Annotated in this window: 13 protein-coding genes and 1 pseudogene; 5 read left to right on the forward strand and 9 right to left on the reverse strand. The window is 65.9% G+C overall.

Features of this window, described 5'->3' with window-relative positions:
* Window positions 1-91: 91 nt before the first annotated feature.
* Genes IVB46_RS26785 through IVB46_RS26810 form a run of 6 tightly spaced genes read right to left on the reverse strand, consistent with a single transcriptional unit; the run spans window position 92 to window position 5,239 of the window.
* On the reverse strand, window positions 92-907 hold the full coding sequence (locus IVB46_RS26785; RefSeq protein WP_247310352.1) for a c-type cytochrome: 816 nt from the start codon (window positions 905-907) through the stop codon (window positions 92-94).
* Window positions 907-2,529 (reverse strand): b(o/a)3-type cytochrome-c oxidase subunit 1, encoded by a 1,623-nt coding sequence (locus IVB46_RS26790; RefSeq protein WP_247310350.1) that lies wholly within the window; start codon window positions 2,527-2,529, stop codon window positions 907-909. The genes IVB46_RS26785 and IVB46_RS26790 overlap by 1 nt, the downstream gene beginning before the upstream one ends.
* Window positions 2,516-3,085: a cytochrome C oxidase subunit II gene (locus IVB46_RS26795; protein ID WP_247310348.1), complete on the reverse strand. Its 570-nt coding sequence runs from the start codon at window positions 3,083-3,085 to the stop codon at window positions 2,516-2,518. Before IVB46_RS26795 ends, IVB46_RS26790 begins: the two co-directional genes overlap by 14 nt.
* Window positions 3,082-3,258 carry a hypothetical protein gene (locus tag IVB46_RS26800; protein ID WP_166341619.1) on the reverse strand — a complete coding sequence of 59 codons (177 nt, stop codon included), beginning with the start codon at window positions 3,256-3,258 and terminating at the stop codon, window positions 3,082-3,084. Before IVB46_RS26800 ends, IVB46_RS26795 begins: the two co-directional genes overlap by 4 nt.
* 8 nt (window positions 3,259-3,266) lie before the next feature.
* Window positions 3,267-4,523, reverse strand: a complete 1,257-nt coding sequence (locus IVB46_RS26805; RefSeq protein ID WP_247310346.1) for a cytochrome c — start codon at window positions 4,521-4,523, stop codon at window positions 3,267-3,269.
* An 8-nt stretch (window positions 4,524-4,531) separates the two neighbouring features.
* The gene (locus tag IVB46_RS26810) at window positions 4,532-5,239 is read right to left on the reverse strand and encodes a c-type cytochrome (RefSeq protein ID WP_247310344.1); all 708 of its coding nucleotides are present in this window, start codon (window positions 5,237-5,239) and stop codon (window positions 4,532-4,534) included.
* Between the two features lie 465 nt (window positions 5,240-5,704).
* Here IVB46_RS26810 and IVB46_RS26815 point away from each other — a divergent pair, with 465 nt between their 5' ends.
* Both IVB46_RS26815 and IVB46_RS26820 read left to right on the forward strand, forming a co-directional pair.
* Window positions 5,705-5,884 (forward strand): hypothetical protein, encoded by a 180-nt coding sequence (locus tag IVB46_RS26815; protein ID WP_071914051.1) that lies wholly within the window; start codon window positions 5,705-5,707, stop codon window positions 5,882-5,884.
* Window positions 5,885-6,001 (forward strand): annotated as a pseudogene (locus tag IVB46_RS26820) (small-conductance mechanosensitive channel); the annotation flags it as partial. It abuts the gene before it with no gap.
* A 61-nt stretch (window positions 6,002-6,062) separates the two neighbouring features.
* On the opposite strand, the gene IVB46_RS26825 reads toward IVB46_RS26820, so the two are convergent.
* Window positions 6,063-6,674 carry a CinA family protein gene (locus tag IVB46_RS26825; RefSeq protein WP_028161429.1) on the reverse strand — a complete coding sequence of 204 codons (612 nt, stop codon included), beginning with the start codon at window positions 6,672-6,674 and terminating at the stop codon, window positions 6,063-6,065.
* Window positions 6,675-6,677: 3 nt separating this feature from the next.
* Entirely contained in the window at window positions 6,678-7,859 is a 1,182-nt protein-coding gene (locus IVB46_RS26830) for a bifunctional 2-C-methyl-D-erythritol 4-phosphate cytidylyltransferase/2-C-methyl-D-erythritol 2,4-cyclodiphosphate synthase (protein WP_247310342.1), read from the reverse strand.
* Window positions 7,860-8,142: 283 nt separating this feature from the next.
* On the opposite strand from IVB46_RS26830, the gene dusB reads away from it, so the two are divergent.
* The 3 genes from dusB to ntrC are packed head-to-tail and all read left to right on the forward strand — an operon-like array spanning window position 8,143 to window position 11,768.
* The gene (gene dusB, locus IVB46_RS26835; protein ID WP_247311525.1) at window positions 8,143-9,144 is read left to right on the forward strand and encodes a tRNA dihydrouridine synthase DusB; all 1,002 of its coding nucleotides are present in this window, start codon (window positions 8,143-8,145) and stop codon (window positions 9,142-9,144) included.
* On the forward strand, window positions 9,141-10,316 hold the full coding sequence (locus IVB46_RS26840; RefSeq protein WP_247310340.1) for a nitrogen regulation protein NR(II): 1,176 nt from the start codon (window positions 9,141-9,143) through the stop codon (window positions 10,314-10,316). Before dusB ends, IVB46_RS26840 begins: the two co-directional genes overlap by 4 nt.
* Before the next feature lie 9 nt (window positions 10,317-10,325).
* Window positions 10,326-11,768, forward strand: a complete 1,443-nt coding sequence (ntrC, locus tag IVB46_RS26845; RefSeq protein ID WP_028147560.1) for a nitrogen regulation protein NR(I) — start codon at window positions 10,326-10,328, stop codon at window positions 11,766-11,768.
* Between the two features lie 167 nt (window positions 11,769-11,935).
* Here ntrC and IVB46_RS26850 read toward each other — a convergent pair whose 3' ends face one another.
* Entirely contained in the window at window positions 11,936-12,220 is a 285-nt protein-coding gene (locus tag IVB46_RS26850; protein ID WP_247310338.1) for a histidine kinase, read from the reverse strand.
* Window positions 12,221-12,235: the final 15 nt, after the last annotated feature.

A 12,235-nucleotide genomic window follows, 5' to 3' on the forward strand; every position in this document is an offset into this window, starting at 1 on the left:
CATTGCGAGGAGCCCTTGCGACGAACCAATCCAGGGTCTTGCCGCGGAGGGATTCTGGATTGCTTCGCTGCGCTCGCAATGACAGTGAGGCTCAATCCACCGCCTTCACCACATCCGGCGGCTGCGAGGCGTAATAGGCCGCGGCCCCCTCGATCTCCTGCGGCGTCATCGCGCGCGCGATGTTGCGCATCTGCTGGCTGATGTCATTGCGCCGCTCGCCGGACGCGAAGGCCTGGAGCTGCGCCTTCATATAAGCTTCGGACTGGCCTTCGAGCCACGGACTGCCGGTCTTGTTGTCGAGGCTGCCATGGCAGGAGCCGCAGGGCGCGATCCCGCGCATCGGCGCGCCGTAGATGACGATGCTCGGTTTCGGCAGCTGCGGCGTCGGGTGATAGGCTGCCGGCCGCGGCAGATAAGCGTAATAGTTCGAGAGATCGGCGATCTCCTGGTCCGTCAGATTGACGGCGAATGGCGACATCACGGCATTGGTGCGCGCGCCGGATCGGAAATCGTGCAGCTCCTTGTAGATGACGGCCGCGTACTGGCCGGCGAGATTGGGCGAATCCGCGCGGCTGATGCCGGTCGGGCCGTGGCAGATGGCGCAGCGCTGCGCCAGCGTCGCGCCGCGGCCGATGGCTTCCTGGCTCGGACGCGACAGCGTACGCGAGGTCAGCACAACCTCCGACAGGCGTTTTGTCTGTTCGGGCGCAGTAACGTTCGCCGCACGCTGCGGCACGCCGGCGGCGCTGCAGATCGCATCCCAGACATTGGCGAACTGAACCCAGGGCTGCGCGAAAGGCAGCACGATAAAGCCGGTGATCGCCGTCACGACGAGGATCGCGGCGGTGATGCCGACGCCAATCCTGAAATGGCTGTTGCGAAAGGTGAAGAGGTCGCGCGCGCTCATCACTGCGCTCCCACATAGACGGCCGGCACCGACGTGCCCTCGGTCAGCGCCAGCGTCACAATCGGGTAGCCGTAATTGGTGAGGGTGAGGACGATCATCAGCGCCACCCACAGCGCGTGCGTGTTGAGCGCGACCGGCACGGTCGCGGGCTGATGCACGGCCAGCGCAAAGCGGTAGGGGCCGGCGTCAACCCGAGGCGCACGCATGCCACGTGCCAGGATGACGATGAACATGATGCCCGACGCCAGCAGGATGAAGCCGCCGATCGCCGAGAAGGTGACGGAGAGCGCCTGAGGCGCGATCGCGGGATCGCCGAAGTCGAAATAGGCCATGCGGCGCGGCATGCCCAGGATGCCGACCCAGTGCCACGGGAAGGTCGTGATGATCATGCCGACGAACCACAGCCAGAGCTGGGTGCGGATCAGGCGGATATCGATGAGTTCGCGCCCGGTCAGATGCGGCCACAGATCATAGGCGATCGCAAAGTACATGATCACGATGGCGCCGCCGAAGATCAGGTGGAAATGGCCAGTGATCCACTGCGTGTTATGGATCGACGCGTCGAGCTGGTAGCTCATGTTGATGAGGCCGCCGGCGCCGCCGAAACCGAGCATGACGAACGAGAACGCCAGCGCCAGCATCATCGGATTGTCCCAGGGCAGCGCCCTGATCCAGCCGAACATACCGCGGCCGCCGCGCAGGCGGGCGGCGATCTCGACGGACGCGCAGATCGTGAACACGGTCAGCAGCGTCGGCAACGCGACCAGTGCCGTGAAGGCCGAATGGATGAACTTGAAGCCGGCGCCGACCTGCGGATCGGCGAAGGTGTGGTGCATGCCGATCGGCATCGCCACCACCAGGAACAGGATGAAGGAGATCCGCGCCATGCTGTCGGAATAAACCCGGCCGCCGATCGCGCGCGGCACGATGGTGTAATAGGCGATGTAGGTCGGCATCAGCCAGAAATAGACGATGGCGTGCAGCGTCCACGAGAAGAACACGCGGGCAAGACCCGCGTCGATCGTGGCCTTCAGGCCGGCCGCGACGGGAATGATCTGGAGCAGCAGCTCGAGGGCGGCGCCGACCGCGGTCCAGGCCCACAGATAGGAGCCCGCGACATTGGCGAACATCGCCAGCGGCACCGGTGCGCCGGGATGGGCCTTCCGCCAGACGCGCAGATTGATAGCCATCAGCGCGACCCAGATCCAGGAGCCGACCACCACGAGCACGACGCCGAGGTAATAGAATACGTTGCCGATCAATGGCGGATAGAACGTGTAGAGGACCGAGGCGCGGCCGAGCGCGACCGGGACCATCGCCATGACGCTGCCGATCACGATCAGCCAAAATCCGGTCCAGGCCCAGCGCACGCCGACCAGGCGCTGCTCCAGCGCGGACTCGCTGATGGCATAGCCAAAGCCCATCGCGACGAGCGTGGGAAAGACGTAGCCCATCACCGTGCCGTGCGCGGTCAGCGAGCGGTAATAGAGCTCGGGATTGGACAGCCAGGTGCCGATCGGACTGCGGATGAACATCTGCCAGGCGCCGAGTGTCAGCGCAAAGCCGAACACGGCAAAGGCCAGCCAGAAATGGGCGAGGATGAGCTTCCTATTGACCAACACAGCTCAGCCTCCCGCCACCCTTCGCGCGATCGGCGAATTCGGTCTTGTTGATCACCTTGACCTTGCCCCACATGCCCTCGTGGCCGAAGGAGCAAAACTCCTGGCAGGGCATCAGATAGTCGCCGGTCCTCGTAAAGCGCATGAGCTGTTCGGAGATGTAGCCGGGCACCAGCATGGTGTTGACGTTGGTGCCCTGGATCAGGATGCCGTGGACGACGTCGGCGCTGGTGGCGCGCATGGTGATCGGCGTGTCCACGGGCACCACGATGCAGGCCGGCGTGAAGGAATATTGCTGGCCGATCGCGCGCACGGTCACATTGCCATTGGCCTCCAGCACGCTGCCGAGATTGCTCTCGACGAATTCGCCGGACAGATGAATGCGCGAGGGATCGGTGGTCTCGACGCGCGGCTGCGGCATGGTGGCGCGATGGATGCCGGCGAAGGCTGCCAGAAGCGCCATGCCGACGACGATTATCACGGCAATGGTCGCCCAGCGCCGCTCGACGCGGGCCGCGACCTCGGCGCTGCCATGGGTGTGGGTGTCCCCCGCGCTCATTGCAGCGATCCGCGCGGCAGGAAGACGAAGAGATAGAAGGCAAACCACATCGCGACCACGCAGGCCGTGGCGATGCCGGCCAGCACGATCGCGCCGGACGGTCCTTGCGAGACGACTTCCTCGACGGCCTGGTCGGCGGCGGCTGGGCTGGTCGGCGGATCGGAATTGAACATGACGCCTCTCAGTTCAGCGGTGCGGAGCGCAGCTCGTTGGCCTCGCGCGCCGAGACCGGCGTGCCGCGATTGCCCCAGGCGGTGCGGATGTAGGAGACGACGGCGGCGACCTCGTTGTCGGAGAGGAGGCCTGCGAAGGGCGGCATGCCGTAGGGCATCGGATTGCCCTTGGTGCCCGGCGGATAGCCGCCATTGAGCACCATGCGGATCGGGTTGACCGCCGACTGCATCTCGATCGACTGGTTGTTGGCGAGCGGCGGCCAGTGCGGCGGCTTGCCTTCGCCCTGGAGGCCGTGACAGCTCGCGCAGTTCTTGTCGTAGACGGTCTTGCCGAGGCTGATCAGCAGGCTGCTCTCGGTGGTCGGCAGCGCCGAGCTCGGCGCCGGCGGAGGCGAGGGCTCCGCGATGCCCTTGAGGTACACCGCCATGGCGCGCGTGTCCTCGTCGTTGAGATATTGCAGGCTGTTGTGCACGACCTCGGCCATCGGGCCGTAGACCACGCCGCGCATGGAGACGCCGGTCTGGAGCAGGTCGGTGATGTCCTTGATGCTCCAGTCGCCGAGACCCGCCTCACGGTTGGAGGTGAGGGACGGCGCGTACCAGTTCTGCATCGGAATCAGGCCGCCCTTGAAGGCGTCCGATTGCGAGGTGCCGCCGAGCGCGTTGATCGGCGAATGGCACATGCCGCAATGACCGAGCCCCTCGACCAGATAGGCGCCGCGATTCCATTCCGCCGACTTGGTGGGGTCGGGCTTGAACTCACCCTCGCGGAAGAACAGCGTGCGCCAGCCGAGGATGAGCTGGCGGTTGTCATAGGGAAAGCGCAGCTCGTGCGGCTTGTTCTTCTGGTTCACCGGCTGAATCGAGCGCAGATAGGCGAAGATCGCGTCGCTGTCGGCGCGTGTCACCTTTGTGTAGGACGCGAACGGCATCGCCGGATAGATCAGCCCGCCATCCGGGAAACGGCCGTTGTGCATGGTTCTGTAGAAATCGTCCGCGCTCCACTTGCCGATGCCGGTCTCCGGATCGGGCGTGATGTTGGAGGTGTAGATCGTTCCGAACGGGGTCGGCATCGGGCGCCCGCCGGCAAACAGCCGGCCCTCGGCCGCAGTATGGCAGGCCGTGCAATCGCCGGCGCGGGCGAGATATTCACCCCGCGCAATGACGTCGCCGGCCTTGTCCTGCGCCTGCGCGGCCGTGGTGAGCGCGGCGAGGGCCAGGAGCTTGATCGAAAGCAGCGTGATCGACAGTCTTGAGCCCATCATGCGCCTCGTCAGTTGGGCTGGCTGCCGCAGCCGAACGGCAGCGCGTAGGTGCCTTTCGGGACGGGGGCCGGGTTGGTGGGCGCGGGTCGCGTCGCGAGCCAGGCCGCAACGGCGGTAACATCTGCTTCCGTCAGATGGCCAGCGACGAGCTGCATGCAGTCCGGCGATTTTGCCGTTCGCGTGCCGTAGCGCCAGGCGCCGAGCTGCGCACTGACGTAAGCGGCGCGCAAGCCCAGCAGACCGGGGATGCCGGGCTGCATGCCCGTGAGGCCCGGGCCGTGACAGCTCACACACGCCGGTATGTTACGACCGGCATCGCCGCTGGTCGCGAGCAGTTCGCCCTGCGCCAGGACTTCCTTGCTGACTTCGCTCGGCGCGGGCTGCGGCAGCGGCGGATGCTCGCTGGCGAAATATTCGGCCATCGCCTCCAGATACGGATCAGGCAGAAACTCCAGCAGATAGTTCATCGGCGGGTATTTGCGCCGGCCGCTGCGGAAGGCGAGGAGCTGGTTGTAGAGATAGCCGGCCGGCTTGCCGGCAAGCCGCGGGAAATAGACGTCGCTGGTGCCTTCGCCCTTGTTGCCGTGACAGGGCGTGCACGCCTCCACCCGCGCCGCCATCGTATCCGGCGGCTGGTTGGCCGTTTGTGCGGCAGTACCATCAATGGCGGCCAAGGTAGTAATGGCGATTGCCAGTGCAGTGTCGCGAGCGAACACGCCGTCGCCCTCCAGAAAGCAGGACCGGGTTGATTCCTGGCCACAGCGTAGAGCCGCATTATTGCGCCAATACAGTCGCGCGCAAGATCGGACATGGCGATGACGCTTGGTCGCGGTTGCACATTTGCGATCCTGATCGAATTCGACAAGAATTGCGTGCTTTTTGAAAACTGGACATGACGCCGCGATCTCGCGGCGTATTCCGCCCGAGCTTTGCTTCACAAGCGGGAAGCGCGGCACTGTGGAATCCGTTCGCGCGCGCGGATGTTCTGCCGCTTGGGCCGGGCAGACAATCTTTCAGCAAAGTGCATCTTCCCGTCGGGCGACAAGTGCAGTTTGTGCCAAAACGCAGCGCGCTGACGCAACACCCCTTGCCGGAAACGGCGCGCCACGAGGTCTGCCCTTCGCGAAGGGTTCGACTACAATCCGAGTCGGGCGCGGGCGCTTTATCGCGGGATCGGGGAGATGGGACGCTGGAAGCAGGCATGGAGCGAAGAAGACCTTGGCAGGCTGAAGGTACTGGCAGGCACCAAGCCGATTGCGCTGATAGCGAAAGAGCTCGGCCGGACCCGCGGCACGGTGCTGGCGAAGGCGATTGAGCAGAAGCTCCCTGTCATTTGTCGGACGAAGCGCCAGGAACAATAGGGCGCGATATCGCTCGCGATCGGTCTGGCGTTACAGGGCACGCTGTCCAATCTCGCTGCCGGCGTGATGCTGCTGCTGTTCCGGCCCTTCCACATCGGCGCCGACGTCGAGGTCGGTGTGGGGCGTGGCGATCATCAATCACAGCGCGAGCGCGCTGCTGGCGGCGGCATGAAGTGGCTCAGCCGCGCGGTGACCGCGGCGTTCTGCGCTTCACCGCATGCCGGCGCGGCGAGCGGGTCACGCGGGGACGCAGGCGGGTTGCCGCGGCGGCGCGCCGGGGCTTGGGCTGGGCTTTCGGGCCGCGGGCGAGATCCATTAGCATGCGCAATGCCTCGACCACCGAGCGCTGGCGTACGGCGGTCCGGCCGATCGCGCCAAAGCGATGCTCGCGATGGACGATGCGGCCGTCGCGCGCGGCAACCGCAAAATGCACGAGACCGACCGGCTTGCCGGGCGTGGCGCCGCCGGGGCCGGCGATACCGGTGATAGCAACGGCGAGATCGACGCCGGCCCGCTCCAGCGCGCCGACCGCCATCGCGGTTGCGGTCTCCTTGCTGACGGCGCCGAAATTCGCGAGCGTGCTCGCCTCGACCCCTAGCATCGCGCGCTTGGCGTCATTGGAATAAGTGACGAAGCCGCGGTCGATCACGTCGGAGGAGCCGGGAATGTCGGTCAGCGCGCCGGCAACCAGGCCGCCGGTGCAGGACTCGGCGGTGGCAATCGTCAGCTTGCGCATCCGGCACAGATCGAGCAGCGAGCGGGAGAGGGCGCGTGCGTCGCTGCCGCCCATGACCTAGACGCTCCAGGGCAGGCGGATGGTGGCGCTCGCGGTGGCCGCGATGCCCTCCTCGCGGCCGGTGAAGCCGAGCCGCTCGCTGGTGGTCGCCTTCACCGCGACGCGGGAGATGTCGACCCCGGAGATCTCGGCGATGCGGGCGCGCATGGTGTCGCGCAAGGGGCCGATCTTCGGCCGCTCGCAGATCATCGTCACCTCGAGGTTGGCGACGCGGCCGCCGCGCTGCGCGACGCGCTCGATGGCGTATTTCAGGAACTGGTCGGAGGAAGCCCCCTTCCATTTCGCATCGCTCGGCGGAAAGTGCGAGCCGATATCGCCGTCGGCGAGCGCGCCGAGGATGGCGTCGACCAGCGCATGCAGGCCGACATCGCCGTCGGAATGGGCGAGGAAGCCTTTGGTGTGCGGCACCCGCACGCCACAGATCATCACGTGGTCGCCTTCACCGAAGGCGTGCACGTCGTAGCCGGTGCCGGTCCTGATGTCGCCGAGCAGGCTGGCCAGGCGCGCTTCCTCGCGCACGAAATCCTCGGGAGTGGTGAGTTTCATATTGGCAACATCGCCTTCAAAGGTTGCGACCGTCAATCCCGCCCATTCGGCAATCGCGGCATCGTCGGTGAAATCGCTGCGCCCGTCCTTCGCCGCGCGACGATGCGCCTCGAGGATGACGTCGAAACGAAAGGATTGCGGCGTCTGCGCGATTCGCAAGGCTGCGCGGTCCGGCGTGTCCTCGACATTGCCGCTTTCGCCGGTGACCTTGATGGTGTCGGTGACGGCAACGACGGGGAGCGCAGCGCCGGTGCGGCTGGCCGCCTCGATCGCGCGCGAGATCACGCCTGCCGAGACGAAGGGGCGCGCGGCGTCGTGGATGAGCACGATATCGGGCTTATGCTTGGCGAGTGCTTCGAGCCCCGCGAGCACGGAGGCCTGCCGCGTCGCGCCGCCATTGGTCGGCGGCTCGTGGCTGAGACCTGCGACCGCTGCCGTGAACGTGGCGCTGTCGTCGGGGTTCACCACCGGCTGTACGGCAAACACGTCGGGGTGCTGGCTGAAGGCTTCCATGGCGCGATAGATCACGGGCACGCCGCCGATCTCGCGATATTGCTTGGGACCACCGGCGCCAGCCCGCAGGCCGCGTCCGGCCGCGACGAGGACGACTGCGGTGCGCTGTGATTTCGCCATAGGACTCAAATACTCAGTTGGTGATGAAGAGAGTCGGGGGAGTGGGGTGATTGCCGCATGCCTCTAGCACGGCAGGCCCGCAAAAAAAGGGGGTTTCCCCGGATTGTGGGAAACAGCATTTTGCTGCACTGCACTTGAAAGATTTGCAGAACTGTCTAAACTGTAGGCATGACGCTTGACTGCACAAGAATTGTGCGCAAGATAGGTCATGGCAGGCGCGATGAGGCCCTGCCTACGCAACGAGACCCCTGTGACCGGCTCGGCAGTATCAGGCTCTAAGCCGTTGAAAATTGGCGATATCGAGGTCGCCACCCCGGTCTTCCTGGCGCCGATGTCGGGGGTCACCGACTCGCCCGTCCGCAGGCTCGCCGCCGAGCTCGGGGCCGGTTTGGTCGTGTCCGAAATGACCGCCAGCGATGAGCTCGCGAATGGCCACAAGATGTCTCGGTTGCGCTGCGAAGCGACCGGGATCGGGCCTCATGTGGTCCAGCTCGCCGGCTGCGAGGCGCACTGGATGGCCGAGGGAGCCCGGATCGCCGAAGCCGGAGGCGCCGACATCATCGACATCAACATGGGCTGTCCGGCCCGGCACGTCACCGGCGGCCAGTCCGGCTCCGCCCTGATGCGCGATCTCGACCATGCCGTCAGCCTGATCGATGCGACGATCGCGGCGGTGAAGGTGCCGGTAACGCTGAAGATGCGGCTCGGCTGGGACGATCACACCCGCAACGCGCCGGAATTGGCGCGGCGTGCGGAAGCCGCCGGCATCAAGCTCGTCACCGTGCACGGCCGCACCCGCTGCCAGTTCTACAAGGGCGAGGCCGATTGGGATGCGATCCGCGCGGTGCGCGAAGCGATCTCCATTCCGCTCGTCGTCAACGGCGACATCACCACTTACGAGAAGGCGCTCGCGGCGTTGGAGGCCTCTGGCGCCGATGCCGTGATGATCGGCCGCGGCGCGCAGGGGCAGCCCTGGTTGCCCGGCGAGATCGGCCGCCGCCTGAAGGGCGCGGCGGCTGAAGCCGCGCCGTCGCTCGAGACCCAGCTGCATTATATCCGCACGCTCTATGAGGGCGTCTGCGCGCTCTACGGCCTGCGCATCGGCCTCCGGCACGCGCGAAAACATCTCGGCTGGGCGCTCGACGTCGCGGCCGATGTGAGCCGTGCACCGGCCGAGAAGCTGAAAGCCTGGCGCCAGAAGATCCTCACCTCCGAGGATCCGCGCCTCGTCCACCAGTCGCTGCAAGATGCCTTCGACGATTTCGCATGGAGCGCTGCTGCATGAGCTCAGCTGCTGACTATCGCCGGCCGCTTCCGTCCGAGAGCGATGCGATCCTGGATGCGCTGCCCAATCCCGTGCTCATGATCGGGCCGGACGGCAAGATCGTCGCCGCCAACATCGCGACCGAAGCCTTCTTCGACATCTCGACGCAGTTCCTGAAACGGCAGTCGCTGAAAGAGCTGGTGCCGTTCGGGAGCCCCTTGCTGGCGCTGATCGACCAGGTTCGTTCGTCGAACTCGCCGGTCAACGAATACAAGGTCGATCTGGGCACGCCGCGCATGGGCGGCGACCGCCAGGTCGATCTGCATGTCGCCCCGCTGACGGAGCGGCCCGGCCATATCGTGGTGATGCTCCAGGAGCGTTCCATTGCCGACAAGATGGATCGCCAGCTCACCCATCGCAGCGCCGCGCGCTCGGTGATCGCGCTGGCCGCCATGCTGGCGCATGAGATCAAGAATCCGCTCTCCGGCATCCGCGGCGCGGCGCAGTTGCTGGAGCAGCAGGCTTCGTCCGAGGACCGCATGCTGACGCGGCTGATCTGCGACGAGGCCGACCGCATCGTGACGCTGGTCGACCGCATGGAGGTGTTCGGCGACGAACGCCCCGTGGTGCGCGGTCCCGTCAACATCCATTCCGTACTCGATCACGTGAAGCGACTGGCGCAATCGGGCTTTGCCCGCAACATCCGCTTCATCGAGGATTATGATCCTTCGCTGCCGCCGGTCCTGGCGAACCAGGATCAGCTCGTCCAGGTGTTCCTCAACCTCGTGAAGAACGCCGCCGAAGCGCTGATCGACGTCCCCGACGCCGAGATCCAGCTCACCACCGCGTTCCGTCCCGGCGTGCGCCTGTCAGTCCCCGGTCAAAAATCCCGTGTATCGCTGCCGCTCGAGTTCTGCGTGAAGGACAACGGACCAGGCGTGCCGGACGATCTTCTGCCCAACCTGTTCGATCCCTTCGTGACCACCAAGCAGACCGGCTCGGGTCTTGGCCTGGCGCTGGTCGCAAAGATCATCGGAGATCACGGGGGCATCATCGAATGCGAGTCTCAGCCGCGCAAGACCACCTTCCGCGTGCTGATGCCGATGTATTCCACATCGGTCAAACATGCCGATCAAAGCAGCCGCGACGGCTCTGCCGGGAAGTCGTCGTCTGCGTCACAGGGGGCGAAATGAGGATTAACGATGCCCGCAGGTAGCATTCTCGTTGCGGATGACGACACCGCCATCCGTACAGTTCTCAATCAGGCACTGTCCCGCGCCGGCTATGAGGTCAGGCTTACCGGCAATGCCGCAACGCTGTGGCGCTGGGTCAGCCAGGGGGAGGGCGATCTCGTCATCACCGACGTGGTGATGCCCGACGAGAACGCCTTCGACCTGCTGCCGCGGATCAAGAAGATGCGGCCCAATCTGCCCGTCATCGTCATGAGCGCGCAGAACACGTTCATGACCGCGATCCGCGCCTCCGAACGCGGGGCGTACGAATATCTGCCAAAGCCCTTCGACCTGAAGGAGCTGATCGCCATCGTCGGCCGTGCGCTGGCCGAGCCGAAGGAACGGGTCTCGACGCCGGACGAGGACGCCGAGATGGAGGCCATCCCGCTGGTCGGCCGCTCGCCCGCGATGCAGGAAATCTACCGCGTGCTGGCGCGTCTGATGCAGACCGACCTCACCGTGATGATCACGGGCGAGTCCGGCACCGGCAAGGAACTGGTGGCGCGCGCGCTGCACGATTACGGCAAGCGCCGCAACGGCCCGTTCGTCGCGGTCAACATGGCCGCGATCCCGCGTGACCTCATCGAGTCCGAGCTGTTCGGCCACGAGCGCGGCGCCTTCACCGGCGCCAACACCCGCGCCTCGGGCCGGTTCGAGCAGGCCGAGGGCGGCACGCTGTTCCTGGACGAGATCGGCGACATGCCGATGGAGGCGCAGACCCGCCTGCTGCGCGTACTCCAGCAGGGCGAATACACCACCGTCGGCGGCCGCACTCCGATCAAGACCGACGTGCGGATCGTCGCGGCGTCCAACAAGGACCTGCGCGTCCTGATCCAGCAGGGCCTGTTCCGCGAAGATCTGTTCTTCCGCCTCAACGTCGTGCCGCTGCGGCTGCCCCCCTTGCGCGAGCGCATCGAAGACCTGCCGGACCTCGTGCGGCACTTCTTCACGCTGGCCGAGAAGGACGGCCTGCCGCCGAAGAAGCTCGATGCGCTGGCGCTGGAGCGGATGAAGCAGCACCGCTGGCCCGGCAACGTGCGCGAGCTCGAGAATCTCGCCCGGCGCCTCGCCGCGCTCTATCCGCAGGACGTGATCACCGGCTCCGTCATCGACGGCGAACTGGCGCCGCCCACGGTCAGCCCGGGTGCCGCGGTCCAGCAGGGCGTCGACAATCTCGGCGGCGCGGTCGAGGCCTATCTGTCCTCGCACTTCCAGGGCTTCCCGAACGGCGTGCCGCCGCCGGGCCTCTATCACCGCATCCTCAAGGAGATCGAGGTGCCACTGCTCACGGCCGCGCTCGCCGCCACCCGCGGCAACCAGATCCGCGCCGCCGATTTGCTCGGTCTCAACCGCAACACGCTGCGGAAGAAGATCCGGGACCTCGATATCCAGGTGTACCGGAGCGGGGGTTAGTCTTCCCGAACGGACGGTGGCTCAGCTCCCCCTACCAAAGCGGAGCTGAGCCTGTCCGGATCGCGCTGGCCGTTGTGGCTAACGCGGTGAGCAAAAGTCCGAATCAGGCCGAAACGTTCCGCTGGAACGTATGAATTGTTATTCAACCGCCGAGCGCTGCGTCGCGCTCATCTGATCAGCCGCGCCGAGGCCGGCTGGGCGCTGGCGACGTTCGCCAGCGGCTGCTGCACCCCGAGACCGTTGACCAAGAGGTCGGCGGCTACGATCAGCAGCAGCACGGCCGACACCATCATCGCGAGAAAGAACCTGTCCATGGCGGTCAAGCCGCAGGGGCGGGAATCCGTTCCCGCAAGCGAGGTTTGCCAGAACAGCGGCCTGTGGATGCGCCGGTCCGTCGCGGCGAGGGCGCCGCGGAATTGTCGCAATTCGGCAACAATGTGGTACGAATACATCAGTATCCGCCCGCC

Origin of the sequence: Bradyrhizobium sp. 61 (genome assembly GCF_023073075.1) — a bacterium.
GTDB lineage: Bacteria > Pseudomonadota > Alphaproteobacteria > Rhizobiales > Xanthobacteraceae > Bradyrhizobium > Bradyrhizobium barranii.

Bases quoted from the DNA above. Each gene is read 5' to 3' on its own strand.
- IVB46_RS26805 (WP_247310346.1), bottom strand. From the start codon at position 4,523: ATGATGGGCTCAAGACTGTCGATCACGCTGCTTTCGATCAAGCTCCTG.
- IVB46_RS26815 (WP_071914051.1), top strand. From the start codon at position 5,705: ATGGGACGCTGGAAGCAGGCATGGAGCGAAGAAGACCTTGGCAGGCTG.
- IVB46_RS26825 (WP_028161429.1), bottom strand. From the start codon at position 6,674: ATGGGCGGCAGCGACGCACGCGCCCTCTCCCGCTCGCTGCTCGATCTG.
- IVB46_RS26795 (WP_247310348.1), bottom strand. From the start codon at position 3,085: ATGAGCGCGGGGGACACCCACACCCATGGCAGCGCCGAGGTCGCGGCC.
- IVB46_RS26830 (WP_247310342.1), bottom strand. From the start codon at position 7,859: ATGGCGAAATCACAGCGCACCGCAGTCGTCCTCGTCGCGGCCGGACGC.
- IVB46_RS26840 (WP_247310340.1), top strand. From the start codon at position 9,141: ATGAGCTCAGCTGCTGACTATCGCCGGCCGCTTCCGTCCGAGAGCGAT.
- IVB46_RS26785 (WP_247310352.1), bottom strand. From the start codon at position 907: ATGAGCGCGCGCGACCTCTTCACCTTTCGCAACAGCCATTTCAGGATT.
- IVB46_RS26800 (WP_166341619.1), bottom strand. From the start codon at position 3,258: ATGTTCAATTCCGATCCGCCGACCAGCCCAGCCGCCGCCGACCAGGCC.
- IVB46_RS26850 (WP_247310338.1), bottom strand. From the start codon at position 12,220: ATGTATTCGTACCACATTGTTGCCGAATTGCGACAATTCCGCGGCGCC.
- ntrC (WP_028147560.1), top strand. From the start codon at position 10,326: ATGCCCGCAGGTAGCATTCTCGTTGCGGATGACGACACCGCCATCCGT.